A 12,638-nucleotide genomic window follows, 5' to 3' on the forward strand; every position below is an offset into this window, starting at 1 on the left:
CAAGGCAGGCGCAAGGTCGATGCTGCTGGGTTAAAAAAACGCGAATTCCGGCAAAAAACCGCTACACAGATGCGAAAAACCGCCCAAATGAGGGCGGTTCTTTTTCGCGTTTTCACTTAGGTAAGCGATACGCCTAGCACTTGAGCGATACCGCCGCCGTAGGCAGGGTCCACTTTAAAGAAGTGGCCAAGCTGACGCTGCACCACATCCTCACTTACCCCTTCCAAGGTGCCCGCGATGTTGCTAATCAATAATTGCTTCTGGTCGTCATCCATCAAGCGGAACAAGGCGCCAGCATGGCTGTAGTAATCCTCATCCACACGGTGATCGTACCGGTCCGCAGCACCGCTGATAGGCAAGCCAGGCTCTGCGTATCCAGGCACTTGCTTAGGCGCATTGCTGTAGCTGTTAGGCTCATAGTTAGGCTGCGCGCCGCCATTGCTACCGAAACGCATGGCGCCATCTCGCTGGTAATTGTTCACCGGGTTGACGGAGGCGTTCACGGGTAATTGCTGGAAGTTGGTCCCAACCCTATAACGGTGTGCATCCGCATATGCGAACACGCGACCTTGCAGCATGCGATCCGGAGACAGACCAACGCCTGGAATCATGTTGCTGGGGCCAAAGGCCGCCTGTTCAACCTCTGCAAAGTAGTTCTGAGGATTGCGATTCAACTCCAATGTACCTACTTCAATCAGCGGGAATTCTTTCTGCGACCAGACTTTGGTCACATCGAAGGGATTCTCAGGGTGCTGTTTAGCCTGCGCCTCGGTCATCACCTGGATGCAGACTTTCCAACGCGGGAAGTCACCGCGCTCAATAGCGGTGAACAGGTCCCGCTGCGCATAATCAGGGTCAGTCCCTGCCAGGCGTGCGGCATCAGCCGGGGCCAGGTTCTTGATGCCTTGCTGGGTTTTGTAGTGCCACTTCACCCAAACGCGCTCGCCATGTGCATTGACCAGGCTATAGGTGTGACTGCCAAAGCCATGCATATGGCGGTAGCCGTCGGGAATGCCGCGATCGCTGAACAGAATGGTGACCTGGTGCAGTGATTCAGGCGAGTGCGACCAGAAGTCCCACATCATCTGAGCGCTTTTGAGGTTGCTCTGAGGCAAGCGCTTTTGTGTATGAATGAAGTCGGGGAATTTCATAGGATCACGAATGAAGAACACAGGCGTGTTGTTACCCACGATGTCCCAGTTGCCCTCTTCCGTATAGAACTTGATCGCGAAACCCCGTGGGTCACGCTCAGTGTCTGCAGAACCACGCTCGCCGCCTACGGTAGAGAAACGCATGAAAATAGGTGTCTGCTTACCGGTATCGCTAAATAGCTTGGCACTGGTATACCGAGTGATGTCCTGAGTAACGGTGAATGTACCAAAGGCGCCTGAGCCTTTTGCATGAACACGCCGTTCAGGAATGTTTTCACGGTTAAAGTGGGCCAGCTTCTCGACCAAGTGGAAATCATCCAGCAGCAGCGGCCCGCGTGGGCCTGCAGAGCGAGAATTCTGGTTATCTGCGACGGGTGCACCGCTCGCGGTGGTCAACGTGTTCTTATCGCTCATGGGCGTCTCATCCTTCATTCAGTCCGGGGAACGCCCGGTTGAGAACAATTATGGAGAAGGCGAAGCGGTAAGGCTCATTTATTAAGTGCAGGTGACTGATAGATTTAAACTAAATGACAGGCAACAAAAAACCGAGCCTAGGCTCGGTTTTCTGTCTTATCGAAGTGTGCTTTACTCAGCAGCTTCAACAACACCGCCAACAGGCCGGTCAACCAACTCAACGTACGCCATGGGTGCATTGTCACCAGCGCGGAAACCGCACTTGAGAATGCGCAGGTAGCCGCCTTCACGGGTGGCATAACGCTTGCCCAGATCGTTGAACAGCTTACCAACGGCAGACTTTGACCGAGTACGGTCGAACGCCAGACGACGGTTCGCAACGCTGTCTTCCTTGGCCAAGGTGATCAGCGGCTCGGCAACGCGGCGCAGTTCTTTGGCTTTCGGCAGGGTGGTTTTGATCAGCTCGTGTTCAAACAGCGACACCGCCATGTTCTGGAACATGGCCTTGCGGTGCGAACTCGTGCGGCTTAGGTGACGACCACTTTTACGATGACGCATGGTTCATTCCTTACCGAAACTCTACGTTCGGTGATTACGATGATCAGGCCGTAGCCTTATCATCCTTCTTAAGACTTGCCGGCGGCCAGTTATCAAGGCGCATGCCGAGGGAAAGACCGCGGGAGGCCAAGACGTCCTTGATTTCAGTCAGGGACTTCTTGCCCAGGTTCGGAGTCTTCAACAGTTCTACTTCAGTGCGCTGAATCAGGTCACCGATGTAGTAAATGTTTTCCGCCTTAAGGCAGTTCGCCGAACGTACAGTCAACTCCAGATCGTCTACCGGGCGAAGCAAGATCGGATCAATCTCGTCTTCCTGCTCAATCACGACTGGTTCGCTGTCGCCCTTCAGATCCACGAACGCGGCCAACTGCTGTTGCAGAATGGTCGCGGCGCGACGGATAGCTTCTTCAGGGTCCAGGGTACCGTTGGTTTCCAGGTCGATGACCAGCTTGTCCAGGTTGGTGCGCTGTTCCACACGGGCGTTTTCCACCACGTACGAAATACGGCGTACCGGACTGAACGAAGCATCCAGCTGCAAGCGACCAATGCTGCGGCTTTCATCATCGTCGCTCTGACGCGAGTCAGCCGGCTCGTAACCACGACCACGGGCTACAACGAGCTTCATGTTCAAGGCGCCGTTAGACGCCAGGTTCGCGATCACATGCTCGGGATTCACGATCTCGACATCATGATCCAGCTGAATATCGGCAGCGGTAACCACCCCCGAACCTTTTTTGGACAAGGTCAGCGTAACTTCGTCACGACCGTGCAGCTTGATAGCCAGACCCTTGAGGTTGAGCAGGATCTCAATGACATCTTCCTGAACACCTTCAATAGCGCTGTACTCATGGAGTACACCGTCAATTTCGGCTTCTACTACTGCACAGCCAGGCATGGAGGACAACAGGATGCGACGCAGCGCGTTGCCCAGGGTGTGGCCGAAACCACGCTCGAGAGGCTCGAGCGTGATCTTGGCGCGGGTTGGGCTGACGACCTGCACATCAATATGACGGGGCGTCAGAAACTCATTTACCGAAATCTGCATGGATGCACCTACTTTCTAGCCCTTACTTGGAGTAGAGCTCGACGATCAGGTTTTCGTTGATGTCGGCGGAGAGGTCGCTGCGAGCTGGAACACTTTTGAAAGTGCCAGACTTCTTCTCAACGTCTACTTCTACCCACTCAACGCGGCCACGCTGGGCACACAGCTCAAGGGCTTGAGCGATGCGCAGCTGGTTTTTAGCCTTTTCACGAACCGCAACCACGTCACCAGCACGTACCTGGAAGGACGGGACGTTTACAACGTTGCCATTAACGGTGATCGACTTGTGCGATACCAATTGGCGAGACTCGGCACGGGTAGCGCCAAAGCCCATACGGTAAACGACGTTATCCAGACGGCACTCAAGCAGTTGCAGAAGGTTTTCGCCAGTGGCGCCCTTCTGGCTAGCGGCTTGCTTGTAGTAGCCGCTGAACTGACGCTCAAGTACGCCGTAGATACGACGAACCTTTTGTTTCTCACGCAGCTGTGTGCCGTAGTCGGACTGACGGCCACGGCGCTGACCGTGGATACCTGGAGCTGCTTCGATATTGCACTTGGATTCCAGAGCGCGAACGCCACTTTTCAGGAATAGGTCAGTGCCTTCACGACGAGCCAGCTTGCATTTTGGACCAATGTAACGAGCCATTATCTATCGTCTCCTGAATTACACGCGGCGCTTCTTCGGCGGACGGCACCCGTTATGCGGGATCGGCGTCACGTCGGTGATGCTGGCGATCTTGTAGCCGCAGCCGTTCAAAGCACGGACAGCGGACTCACGACCTGGACCTGGACCTTTGACGTTGACGTCGAGGTTTTTCAGGCCATATTCCAGCGCAGCTTGACCAGCACGCTCAGCCGCTACCTGAGCAGCGAACGGGGTGGACTTGCGTGAACCGCGGAAACCCGAACCACCGGAGGTAGCCCAAGACAGGGCGTTACCTTGACGGTCGGTAATGGTCACGATGGTGTTGTTGAAAGATGCATGGATGTGGGCGATGCCATCAACCACTGTCTTTTTGACTTTTTTACGAGGACGAGCAGCAGGTTTTGCCATGAGTAAATTCCTGTCGATTCGCTGGCGCGATTACTTGCGGATCGGCTTACGCGGACCCTTACGGGTACGAGCGTTAGTCTTGGTACGCTGACCGCGAACCGGCAGACCGCGGCGATGACGCAGGCCACGGTAGCAACCCAGGTCCATCAAGCGCTTGATCTTCATGTTGATGTCACGACGCAGGTCACCTTCAGTGGTGAACTTCGCAACTTCGCCGCGCAGCAGTTCGATTTGCTCGTCGCTCAGATCCTTGATCTTTGCGGCCGGGTTTACACCGGCGTCTGCACAGATTTTCTGCGCAGTGGTGCGACCGACACCATAGATGTAGGTCAGCGAGATAACAGCATGCTTGTTATCTGGAATGTTAACGCCTGCAATACGGGCCATTCAGTGGGACTCCAATTGACAGCTACTTGCGCCCCGGAAGCCAAGAAATAGGGCGCGAGATGATATCGCTGTAAAAACAATTAATCAACCCGGCAGCACACTAGCTGCCAGGCTTAAGCACAGCTCACAATCAGCCTTGGCGCTGCTTGTGACGTGGTTCCGCGCTGCAGATTACCCGCACGACGCCTTCGCGGCGGATAATCTTGCAGTTACGGCACAGCTTTTTCACCGATGCACGAACTTTCATCGACCAACTCCTCGAACCTTATGGGTACATCAGCGCAGCATGTTGCTGCCACCGTAGCCCTTCAGGTTGGCTTTCTTCATCAGGGATTCGTACTGGTGTGACACGAGGTGAGATTGCACTTGGGCCATAAAGTCCATCACAACCACTACCACGATCAGCAACGAGGTCCCGCCAAGGTAGAACGGTACATTTGCCGCAACCACCAGGAACTGGGGAAGCAGGCACACGGCCGTCATGTATAGAGCACCGAACATGGTCAAACGGGTCAAAACGCCATCAATGTAGCGTGCCGACTGTTCGCCTGGACGGATGCCCGGAATAAAGGCACCGGACTTCTTCAGGTTTTCCGCTACGTCTTTCGGATTGAACATCAATGCTGTGTAGAAGAAGCAGAAGAAAATGATCCCTGCAGTAAACAGCAAAATGTTCAATGGCTGACCAGGCGCGATCGACTGTGAGACGTCCTGCAACCAGCCCATACCTTCGGACTGACCGAACCAGGCACCCAGCGAAGCCGGGAACAGCAAAATGCTGCTCGCGAAAATGGCGGGAATAACGCCCGCCATGTTCACCTTCAACGGCAAGTGGCTCGTCTGCGCGGCAAAGACCTTGCGGCCTTGCTGACGCTTAGCGTAGTGCACCGCAATCCGGCGCTGACCACGTTCGATGAACACCACGAAACCGATGATCGCTACTGCCAGCAAACCGATAGCGACCAAAGCGAAAATGTTGATATCGCCCATGCGCGCAGACTCGAAAGACTGCCCAATCGCTTTCGGAAGACCAGCTACGATACCCGAGAAAATCAGCATCGAGATACCGTTGCCGACACCGCGCTCGGTGATCTGCTCGCCCAGCCACATCATGAACAGCGCGCCCGCCACGAAGGTGGAAACTGCCACGAAATAGAAGCCAAAACCTACAGATAACGCGACGCCCTGATTAGCTAAGCCAATGGACATGCCAATAGCTTGGACCAATGCCAGGACCACGGTGCCATAGCGGGTGTACTGGCTGATCTTTCGACGGCCAGCTTCCCCTTCCTTCTTCAACTGCTCCAGCTGTGGGCTGATTGCTGTCATCAACTGCATGATGATCGATGCCGAAATGTACGGCATGATCCCCAATGCAAAGATGCTCATGCGCTCAAGCGCACCGCCGGAAAACATGTTGAAAAGGCTAAGAATGGTCCCCTCATTCTGTCGGAACAGTTCCGCCAGCCGATCGGGATTTATGCCTGGTACCGGGATGTGCGCACCGATCCTGTAGACGATAATCGCCAGGAAAAGGAAACGCAGACGAGCCCAGAGTTCAGACAAACCCCCACTCTTGCCGAGCGATGAGAGAGCACCTTGCTTAGCCATTTATTCCTCGAACTTGCCGCCAGCTGCTTCGATAGCCGCGCGCGCACCTTTGGTGGCGGCGATCCCCTTCAGGGTAACTGCACGAGTAACCTCACCAGACAGCATGATTTTCACACGCTGGACGTTCTGGTTGATTACGTTTGCATCCTTGAGGGATTGTAGGCTAACGATGTCGCCGTCTACCTTGGCCAGCTCGGACGTACGCACTTCGGCGCGGTCCATGGCTTTCAGCGAGACGAAGCCGAATTTCGGCAGACGACGGTGCAGCGGCTGTTGACCGCCTTCAAAGCCAGGAGCGATGGTGCCACCGGAGCGGGAGGTTTGACCTTTGTGGCCACGGCCACCAGTCTTACCCAAACCACTACCGATACCACGGCCCGGACGATGCTTTTCGCGACGGGAACCCGGCGCTGGACTCAGATCATTGAGTTTCATCGATTAACCCTCGACGCGCAGCATGTAGTAAGCCTTGTTGATCATCCCGCGATTCTCGGGAGTATCCAGGACTTCCACGGTATGACCGATGCGACGCAGACCCAGGCCTTTAACACACAATTTGTGGTTAGGCAGGCGGCCGGCGGTGCTCTTGATCAGTGTGACTTTCACGGTAGCAGACATTACAGAATCTCCTCGACGCTCTTACCACGCTTGGCGGCGATCGAATCAGGGGACTGCATGGCTTTCAGACCATTGAAAGTAGCGTGTACGACGTTGACCGGATTGGTCGAACCGTAGCACTTGGCCAGAACGTTCTGAACGCCAGCAACTTCCAACACGGCACGCATGGCACCACCAGCAATGATGCCGGTACCGTCAGAAGCAGGCTGCATGTAAACCTTGGAAGCGCCATGAGCCGCTTTGGTAGCGTACTGCAGCGTGGTGCCGTTAAGGTCAACCTGAATCATGTTGCGGCGAGCGGCTTCCATCGCTTTCTGGATGGCTGCAGGCACTTCGCGCGATTTGCCACGGCCAAAGCCTACACGGCCTTTGCCATCACCTACTACGGTCAACGCAGTGAAGGTGAAGATACGACCGCCTTTAACGGTCTTGGCAACGCGGTTAACCTGAACCAGCTTCTCGATGTAACCTTCGTCACGCTTTTGATCGTTATTTGCCATAACTTAGAACTCCAGCCCGCCTTCACGAGCAGCATCAGCCAGCGCTTTGACGCGGCCGTGGTACTTGAAGCCAGAACGGTCGAAAGCCACTTGGGAAACGCCAGCGGCTTTCGCACGCTCAGCGACCAGCTGGCCAACCTTAGTGGCGGCGTCGATGTTGCCAGTGGCGCCATCACGCAGTTCTTTGTCCAAGGTCGAAGCGCTTGCCAGAACCTTGCTGCCGTCGGCCGAAATGACCTGGGCATAGATGTGCTGCGACGAGCGATACACGCAGAGACGCACGGTTTCGAGTTCGTGCATTTTCAGGCGTGCTTTGCGAGCGCGACGCAGACGAGTAACTTTTTTGTCGGTCATTTGCTAGGCCCTACTTCTTCTTGGCTTCTTTACGGCGGACGACTTCATCCGCGTAACGGACACCCTTGCCTTTGTACGGCTCTGGACGACGGAAGTCGCGGATTTCCGCGGCAACCTGGCCTACGAGCTGCTTGTCGATACCTTTGATCAGGATATCGGTCTGGCTTGGAGTTTCAGCGGTAACGCCTTTCGGCAGCTGATAATCAACCGGGTGCGAGAAGCCGAGTGCCAGGGACAGAACATCACCCTTAGCCTGAGCCTTGTAACCAACGCCAACCAGCTGGAGCTTACGCTCAAAGCCTTGGCTTACGCCCTGCACCATGTTGTTGACCAGTGCACGGGTAGTACCGGCCATTGCGCGAGTCTGCTGATCGCCATTGCGAGCGGCAAAACGCAGTTCACCACCCTCTTCGACGACTTCAACAGACGCGTGAACGTCCAGCTCGAGGGTACCCTTGGCACCTTTGATCGACAGTTGCTGACCAGCGAATTTAACTTCTACGCCAGCGGGCAGCCTGACGGGGTTCTTAGCGACGCGAGACATGCTTATCCCCCCTTAGAACACGGTGCAAAGGACTTCGCCGCCGACACCGGCAGCGCGCGCAGCACGATCAGTCATCACACCTTTGTTGGTGGAGACAATCGAAACGCCGAGGCCGCCACGAACCTTTGGAAGGTCGTCGACGGATTTGTACTGACGCAGGCCAGGGCGGCTGACGCGCTTTACTTCTTCGATGACCGGACGGCCTTCGAAATACTTCAGCTCGATGGACAGCGAAGGCTTGGCTTCACCGGTAACCTGATAACCCGCAATATAGCCTTCGTCCTTCAGAACTTTGGCTACCGCAACCTTCAACGTGGAAGAAGGCATGCTGACGACGGACTTTTCAGCCATCTGGGCATTACGGATGCGAGTTAGCATGTCCGCTAACGGGTCCTGCATACTCATGGGCTAGACGCTCCTGATACATAAAAAACGAGCCATACGGCTGCAAAAATCGCCTGAATATCGCCCAAGGCAAAGCCCGGGCTCAGGCGAGCCGACCATTCTAGACATACCCTAGAAACGAATCAAGCCCCATAAGGGGCTTGATTGTATTGCGTGACCAGCGGCGGAGCGATCTGCCAGGTCTACGACTTACCAGCTGGCTTTCACCAGACCTGGTACGTCACCACGCATTGCAGCGGCACGCAGCATGTTACGCGCCAGGCCGAACTTACGGTATACACCGTGAGGACGACCGGTCAGGCGGCAACGGTTGCGTAGGCGCGATGCGCTTGCGTCACGTGGCTGCTTCTGCAGAGCAACGCTGGCTGCCCAGCGCTCTTCTGGAGTGGCGTTCAAGTTAACGATGGTTGCTTTCAGCTCAGCACGCTTTTTAGCGAACTTTGCTACCGTTTGCTGACGCTTCAGCTCACGGTTCTTCATGCTCGTCTTAGCCATGTCCGACTCCTATCAGTTACGGAACGGGAACTTGAACGCACGCAGCAGAGCGCGGCCTTCGTCGTCCGAACGGGCGGTAGTGGTCAGGGTGATGTCCAGACCGCGAAGAGCATCGATCTTGTCGTAATCGATTTCCGGGAAGATGATCTGCTCTTTAACGCCCATGCTGTAGTTGCCACGACCATCGAAGGACTTGGCATTCAGGCCGCGGAAGTCGCGAACCCGAGGCAGGGAAATGGAGAGCAGACGGTCCAGGAATTCGTACATACGGTCGCGACGCAGGGTAACCTTGACACCGATCGGCCAGCCTTCACGTACCTTGAAGCCCGCAATGGATTTGCGAGCGTAGGTGACGATAGGCTTCTGACCAGTGATCTTTTCCAGGTCAGCTACAGCATGCTCGATGACTTTTTTGTCGCCAATCGCTTCGCCCAGACCCATGTTCAAGGTGATCTTGGTAACGCGCGGAACTTCCATCACGTTGCCCAGCTTAAGTTCTTCCTTAAGCTTGGGAGCGATTTCCTTCCGGTAAATCTCTTTTAGTCGTGCCATTGTCTTCTACCTAGCAGTGTTCAAGCATCAACCGCTTTTTGGGTCGACTTGAAGACACGAATTTTCTTGCCGTCTTCTACCTTGAAGCCAACGCGGTCCGCCTTGTTGGTTTCACCATTGAAGATGGCAACGTTGGAAGCGTGCAGAGGCGCTTCTTTCTCGACGATACCGCCTTGAATGCCAGCCATCGGATTCGGCTTGGTATGACGCTTCACCAGGTTTACACCACCAACGACCAGACGGTCGTTAGCGAGTACCTGCAGCACCTTACCGCGCTTGCCCTTGTCTTTGCCGGCGATCACGATGATCTCGTCGTCACGACGAATCTTTTGCATGTCGGATCTCCTTACAGCACTTCTGGGGCGAGCGAGACGATCTTCATGAACTTCTCAGAGCGAAGTTCACGGGTCACTGGCCCAAAGATACGGGTGCCGATCGGCTCTTGCTTGTTGTTCAGAAGAACAGCAGCGTTGCCGTCGAAGCGGATGATGGAACCATCAGCCCGGCGCACACCGTGACGGGTACGTACGACAACAGCAGTCATCACCTGGCCTTTCTTGACCTTGCCGCGAGGAATTGCTTCTTTCACGGTTACTTTGATGATGTCACCAATGCCGGCGTAACGACGGTGAGAACCGCCGAGTACCTTGATGCACATTACGCGACGAGCGCCGCTGTTATCGGCCACATCGAGCATGGATTGAGTCTGAATCATAAAATATCTCCGACCCCTAGCCCTTAGACTTCAACAGCGCGTTCAACGATTTCAACCAGGGCCCAGTTCTTGGTCTTAGCGACCGGACGGGTTTCACGGATGGTGACCTTGTCACCAACGTGGCACTGATTGGTCTCGTCGTGAGCGTGCAGCTTAGTCGAACGCTTGACGTACTTACCGTAGATCGGGTGCTTTACGCGACGCTCGATCAGAACGGTGATGGTTTTGTCCATCTTGTCGCTGACGACATGGCCAGTCAGCGTACGGACGGTTTTTTCGGCTTCAGCCATGATTACTTACCTGCCTGCTGGTTGAGCACAGTTTTCACGCGAGCGATGTCACGCTTCACTTGCGAGAGCAGGTGAGACTGCCCCAACTGACCAGTCGCCTTCTGCATACGCAGATTGAACTGATCGCGCAGCAAGCCGAGCAGCTGCTCGTTCAGTTGCTGTGCTGATTTCTCACGAAGTTCTTTCGCTTGCATCACATCACCGTCCGTTTAACAAAGGAGGTGGCGAGCGGCAGCTTCGCAGCTGCCAAGGCAAATGCCTCACGCGCCAGCTCTTCGGAAACACCTTCGATCTCGTACAGGACTTTGCCTGGCTGGATCTGGGCTACCCAATACTCGACGCTACCCTTACCTTTACCCATCCGCACTTCGAGAGGCTTCTTGGTAACCGGCTTGTCCGGGAACACGCGAATCCAGATTTTACCGCCACGTTTTACGTGACGAGTCAGGGCACGACGTGCCGATTCAATCTGGCGGGCGGTGAGGCGGCCGCGAGCAACAGCTTTCAAGGCGAATTCGCCGAAGCTAACTTTGCTACCGCGCAGTGCCAGACCACGGTTGTGGCCGGTCATCTGCTTGCGGAATTTTGTACGCTTTGGTTGCAACATTTGGCGTACCCCTTACTTGGCAGCTTTTTTACGAGGCGCAGGTGCTTGAGGCTTCAGCTCTTCCTGGCGACCACCAATTACTTCGCCTTTGAAGATCCAAACCTTGACACCAATCACACCGTAAGTGGTGTGCGCTTCGTAGGTGGCGTAGTCGATGTCGGCACGCAAGGTGTGCAGTGGCACACGACCTTCGCGATACCATTCAGTACGTGCGATTTCAGCACCGCCCAGACGACCGCTCACCTGGATCTTGATGCCCTTGGCACCAATACGCATTGCGTTCTGTACGGCGCGCTTCATGGCGCGACGGAACATTACACGGCGTTCCAGCTGCTGAGCTACGCTCTGTGCAACCAACATGCCGTCGAGCTCCGGCTTGCGGATTTCTTCGATGTTGATGTGCACGGGCACACCCATTTGCTTGGTCAGGTCCTGACGCAGCTTCTCAACATCTTCACCTTTCTTGCCGATCACGATTCCGGGACGAGCGGTGTGGATGGTGATGCGTGCAGTCTGAGCCGGACGATGGATATCGATACGGCTTACGGACGCGCTTTTTAGTTTGTCTTGCAGGAACTCACGCGTTTTCAGATCCGCCAGCAGATAGTCTGCGTAGGTCCGACCGTCTGCGTACCAGACGGAGGTGTGCTCCTTGACGATTCCCAGGCGAATGCCAATGGGATGTACTTTCTGACCCATGTAATCGACTCCGTTACTTGTCCGCAACCTTGACAGTGATATGGCAAGACCGCTTGACGATGCGATCAGCGCGGCCTTTGGCACGCGGCATGATGCGCTTCAGCGAACGCCCTTCGTTGACGAAAACAGTCGACACTTTCAAATCGTCGACGTCTGCGCCCTCGTTGTGTTCGGCGTTGGCAACGGCCGACTCCAGGACTTTCTTCATGACTTCAGCGGCTTTTTTGCTGCTGAAGGCCAACAGGTTGAGCGCTTCGCCCACCTTCTTCCCGCGAATCTGGTCGGCGACCAAGCGGGCTTTCTGGGCGGAGATGCGAGCGCCCGACAACTTAGCGGCTACTTCCATTTCCTACCCCTTAACGCTTGGCTTTCTTGTCAGCCACGTGCCCGCGATAAGTGCGGGTACCGGCGAACTCGCCCAGTTTATGGCCAACCATGTCTTCGCTCACGAGAACCGGAACGTGTTGACGCCCGTTGTGAACTGCAATAGTCAAACCTACCATTTGCGGCAGAATCATCGAACGGCGCGACCAGGTTTTAACTGGTTTGCGATCGTTCTTTTCCGCCGCCACTTCGATCTTCTTCAACAGGTGAAGATCGATAAAAGGACCTTTTTTCAGAGAACGTGGCACTGTCGTATCC

The 12,638-nt window shown here is 55.2% G+C and carries 24 protein-coding genes; all 24 read right to left on the reverse strand.

Annotated elements, in window-relative coordinates:
• Positions 1-116: 116 nt before the first annotated feature.
• A complete protein-coding gene (locus AC4LE2_RS18590) occupies positions 117-1,565 on the reverse strand; it encodes a catalase (RefSeq protein ID WP_491827314.1) in 1,449 nt (482 codons plus the stop codon).
• Positions 1,566-1,736: 171 nt separating this feature from the next.
• Positions 1,737-2,123, reverse strand: coding sequence for a 50S ribosomal protein L17 (gene rplQ, locus AC4LE2_RS18595; protein ID WP_263264684.1), 387 nt, complete (start codon positions 2,121-2,123; stop codon positions 1,737-1,739).
• A 43-nt stretch (positions 2,124-2,166) separates the two neighbouring features.
• The gene (locus AC4LE2_RS18600; protein WP_491827317.1) at positions 2,167-3,168 is read right to left on the reverse strand and encodes a DNA-directed RNA polymerase subunit alpha; all 1,002 of its coding nucleotides are present in this window, start codon (positions 3,166-3,168) and stop codon (positions 2,167-2,169) included.
• 22 nt (positions 3,169-3,190) lie between these two features.
• Complete coding sequence (gene rpsD / locus AC4LE2_RS18605; protein WP_491827318.1) at positions 3,191-3,811, reverse strand: 30S ribosomal protein S4; 621 nt, start codon at positions 3,809-3,811, stop codon at positions 3,191-3,193.
• Between the two features lie 18 nt (positions 3,812-3,829).
• Positions 3,830-4,219: a 30S ribosomal protein S11 gene (gene rpsK, locus AC4LE2_RS18610; RefSeq protein ID WP_002555466.1), complete on the reverse strand. Its 390-nt coding sequence runs from the start codon at positions 4,217-4,219 to the stop codon at positions 3,830-3,832.
• 30 nt (positions 4,220-4,249) lie between these two features.
• The gene (rpsM, locus tag AC4LE2_RS18615) at positions 4,250-4,606 is read right to left on the reverse strand and encodes a 30S ribosomal protein S13 (protein WP_181117530.1); all 357 of its coding nucleotides are present in this window, start codon (positions 4,604-4,606) and stop codon (positions 4,250-4,252) included.
• 130 nt (positions 4,607-4,736) lie between these two features.
• Positions 4,737-4,853, reverse strand: coding sequence for a 50S ribosomal protein L36 (gene rpmJ, locus AC4LE2_RS18620; protein WP_002555468.1), 117 nt, complete (start codon positions 4,851-4,853; stop codon positions 4,737-4,739).
• Between the two features lie 29 nt (positions 4,854-4,882).
• Complete coding sequence (gene secY, locus AC4LE2_RS18625) at positions 4,883-6,217, reverse strand: preprotein translocase subunit SecY (protein ID WP_491827320.1); 1,335 nt, start codon at positions 6,215-6,217, stop codon at positions 4,883-4,885.
• Entirely contained in the window at positions 6,218-6,652 is a 435-nt protein-coding gene (rplO, locus tag AC4LE2_RS18630; protein WP_491827322.1) for a 50S ribosomal protein L15, read from the reverse strand.
• 3 nt (positions 6,653-6,655) lie between these two features.
• Entirely contained in the window at positions 6,656-6,835 is a 180-nt protein-coding gene (gene rpmD, locus AC4LE2_RS18635; RefSeq protein ID WP_491827323.1) for a 50S ribosomal protein L30, read from the reverse strand.
• On the reverse strand, positions 6,835-7,335 hold the full coding sequence (rpsE, locus tag AC4LE2_RS18640) for a 30S ribosomal protein S5 (protein ID WP_491827325.1): 501 nt from the start codon (positions 7,333-7,335) through the stop codon (positions 6,835-6,837). Before rpsE ends, rpmD begins: the two co-directional genes overlap by 1 nt.
• Positions 7,336-7,338: 3 nt before the next feature.
• Positions 7,339-7,689, reverse strand: a complete 351-nt coding sequence (gene rplR / locus AC4LE2_RS18645) for a 50S ribosomal protein L18 (RefSeq protein WP_168085187.1) — start codon at positions 7,687-7,689, stop codon at positions 7,339-7,341.
• A 10-nt stretch (positions 7,690-7,699) separates the two neighbouring features.
• On the reverse strand, positions 7,700-8,233 hold the full coding sequence (gene rplF, locus AC4LE2_RS18650) for a 50S ribosomal protein L6 (RefSeq protein WP_491827327.1): 534 nt from the start codon (positions 8,231-8,233) through the stop codon (positions 7,700-7,702).
• Positions 8,234-8,245: 12 nt separating this feature from the next.
• A complete protein-coding gene (gene rpsH, locus AC4LE2_RS18655; protein WP_181117535.1) occupies positions 8,246-8,638 on the reverse strand; it encodes a 30S ribosomal protein S8 in 393 nt (130 codons plus the stop codon).
• Between the two features lie 189 nt (positions 8,639-8,827).
• Positions 8,828-9,133: a 30S ribosomal protein S14 gene (gene rpsN / locus AC4LE2_RS18660; RefSeq protein ID WP_491827330.1), complete on the reverse strand. Its 306-nt coding sequence runs from the start codon at positions 9,131-9,133 to the stop codon at positions 8,828-8,830.
• A gap of 12 nt (positions 9,134-9,145) precedes the next feature.
• Positions 9,146-9,685, reverse strand: coding sequence for a 50S ribosomal protein L5 (rplE, locus tag AC4LE2_RS18665; protein ID WP_491827332.1), 540 nt, complete (start codon positions 9,683-9,685; stop codon positions 9,146-9,148).
• A gap of 20 nt (positions 9,686-9,705) precedes the next feature.
• Positions 9,706-10,020, reverse strand: a complete 315-nt coding sequence (gene rplX, locus AC4LE2_RS18670) for a 50S ribosomal protein L24 (protein ID WP_483830539.1) — start codon at positions 10,018-10,020, stop codon at positions 9,706-9,708.
• A gap of 11 nt (positions 10,021-10,031) precedes the next feature.
• Entirely contained in the window at positions 10,032-10,400 is a 369-nt protein-coding gene (rplN, locus tag AC4LE2_RS18675; RefSeq protein WP_003243907.1) for a 50S ribosomal protein L14, read from the reverse strand.
• A gap of 23 nt (positions 10,401-10,423) precedes the next feature.
• On the reverse strand, positions 10,424-10,690 hold the full coding sequence (gene rpsQ, locus AC4LE2_RS18680; protein WP_491827335.1) for a 30S ribosomal protein S17: 267 nt from the start codon (positions 10,688-10,690) through the stop codon (positions 10,424-10,426).
• A gap of 2 nt (positions 10,691-10,692) precedes the next feature.
• Positions 10,693-10,884, reverse strand: a complete 192-nt coding sequence (gene rpmC / locus AC4LE2_RS18685) for a 50S ribosomal protein L29 (protein WP_040261502.1) — start codon at positions 10,882-10,884, stop codon at positions 10,693-10,695.
• Complete coding sequence (rplP, locus tag AC4LE2_RS18690) at positions 10,884-11,297, reverse strand: 50S ribosomal protein L16 (protein WP_009397508.1); 414 nt, start codon at positions 11,295-11,297, stop codon at positions 10,884-10,886. The genes rpmC and rplP overlap by 1 nt, the downstream gene beginning before the upstream one ends.
• Before the next feature lie 12 nt (positions 11,298-11,309).
• Entirely contained in the window at positions 11,310-11,996 is a 687-nt protein-coding gene (rpsC, locus tag AC4LE2_RS18695) for a 30S ribosomal protein S3 (protein WP_491827338.1), read from the reverse strand.
• Positions 11,997-12,009: 13 nt separating this feature from the next.
• Positions 12,010-12,342, reverse strand: a complete 333-nt coding sequence (gene rplV, locus AC4LE2_RS18700) for a 50S ribosomal protein L22 (protein WP_168085195.1) — start codon at positions 12,340-12,342, stop codon at positions 12,010-12,012.
• 10 nt (positions 12,343-12,352) lie between these two features.
• The gene (gene rpsS / locus AC4LE2_RS18705) at positions 12,353-12,628 is read right to left on the reverse strand and encodes a 30S ribosomal protein S19 (protein WP_004883670.1); all 276 of its coding nucleotides are present in this window, start codon (positions 12,626-12,628) and stop codon (positions 12,353-12,355) included.
• Between the last annotated feature and the right edge of the window lie 10 nt (positions 12,629-12,638).

Source organism: Pseudomonas sp. 9.3L, from assembly GCF_058536285.1.

What these genes read in the sequence shown, in the direction of transcription:
- rplN (WP_003243907.1), bottom strand. Translation starts at nt 10,400, where the DNA reads ATGATTCAGACTCAATCCATGCTCGATGTGGCCGATAACAGCGGCGCT.
- rpsQ (WP_491827335.1), bottom strand. Translation starts at nt 10,690, where the DNA reads ATGGCTGAAGCCGAAAAAACCGTCCGTACGCTGACTGGCCATGTCGTC.
- rpsK (WP_002555466.1), bottom strand. Translation starts at nt 4,219, where the DNA reads ATGGCAAAACCTGCTGCTCGTCCTCGTAAAAAAGTCAAAAAGACAGTG.
- rpsN (WP_491827330.1), bottom strand. Translation starts at nt 9,133, where the DNA reads ATGGCTAAGACGAGCATGAAGAACCGTGAGCTGAAGCGTCAGCAAACG.
- rplV (WP_168085195.1), bottom strand. Translation starts at nt 12,342, where the DNA reads ATGGAAGTAGCCGCTAAGTTGTCGGGCGCTCGCATCTCCGCCCAGAAA.
- rplF (WP_491827327.1), bottom strand. Translation starts at nt 8,233, where the DNA reads ATGTCTCGCGTCGCTAAGAACCCCGTCAGGCTGCCCGCTGGCGTAGAA.
- rpsM (WP_181117530.1), bottom strand. Translation starts at nt 4,606, where the DNA reads ATGGCCCGTATTGCAGGCGTTAACATTCCAGATAACAAGCATGCTGTT.
- rpmC (WP_040261502.1), bottom strand. Translation starts at nt 10,884, where the DNA reads ATGCAAGCGAAAGAACTTCGTGAGAAATCAGCACAGCAACTGAACGAG.
- rpsD (WP_491827318.1), bottom strand. Translation starts at nt 3,811, where the DNA reads ATGGCTCGTTACATTGGTCCAAAATGCAAGCTGGCTCGTCGTGAAGGC.
- rplO (WP_491827322.1), bottom strand. Translation starts at nt 6,652, where the DNA reads ATGAAACTCAATGATCTGAGTCCAGCGCCGGGTTCCCGTCGCGAAAAG.
- rplQ (WP_263264684.1), bottom strand. Translation starts at nt 2,123, where the DNA reads ATGCGTCATCGTAAAAGTGGTCGTCACCTAAGCCGCACGAGTTCGCAC.
- rpsC (WP_491827338.1), bottom strand. Translation starts at nt 11,996, where the DNA reads ATGGGTCAGAAAGTACATCCCATTGGCATTCGCCTGGGAATCGTCAAG.
- secY (WP_491827320.1), bottom strand. Translation starts at nt 6,217, where the DNA reads ATGGCTAAGCAAGGTGCTCTCTCATCGCTCGGCAAGAGTGGGGGTTTG.
- AC4LE2_RS18600 (WP_491827317.1), bottom strand. Translation starts at nt 3,168, where the DNA reads ATGCAGATTTCGGTAAATGAGTTTCTGACGCCCCGTCATATTGATGTG.
- rpmD (WP_491827323.1), bottom strand. Translation starts at nt 6,835, where the DNA reads ATGTCTGCTACCGTGAAAGTCACACTGATCAAGAGCACCGCCGGCCGC.
- rpsH (WP_181117535.1), bottom strand. Translation starts at nt 8,638, where the DNA reads ATGAGTATGCAGGACCCGTTAGCGGACATGCTAACTCGCATCCGTAAT.
- rpmJ (WP_002555468.1), bottom strand. Translation starts at nt 4,853, where the DNA reads ATGAAAGTTCGTGCATCGGTGAAAAAGCTGTGCCGTAACTGCAAGATT.
- rplR (WP_168085187.1), bottom strand. Translation starts at nt 7,689, where the DNA reads ATGACCGACAAAAAAGTTACTCGTCTGCGTCGCGCTCGCAAAGCACGC.
- rplE (WP_491827332.1), bottom strand. Translation starts at nt 9,685, where the DNA reads ATGGCACGACTAAAAGAGATTTACCGGAAGGAAATCGCTCCCAAGCTT.
- rplX (WP_483830539.1), bottom strand. Translation starts at nt 10,020, where the DNA reads ATGCAAAAGATTCGTCGTGACGACGAGATCATCGTGATCGCCGGCAAA.
- AC4LE2_RS18590 (WP_491827314.1), bottom strand. Translation starts at nt 1,565, where the DNA reads ATGAGCGATAAGAACACGTTGACCACCGCGAGCGGTGCACCCGTCGCA.
- rplP (WP_009397508.1), bottom strand. Translation starts at nt 11,297, where the DNA reads ATGTTGCAACCAAAGCGTACAAAATTCCGCAAGCAGATGACCGGCCAC.
- rpsE (WP_491827325.1), bottom strand. Translation starts at nt 7,335, where the DNA reads ATGGCAAATAACGATCAAAAGCGTGACGAAGGTTACATCGAGAAGCTG.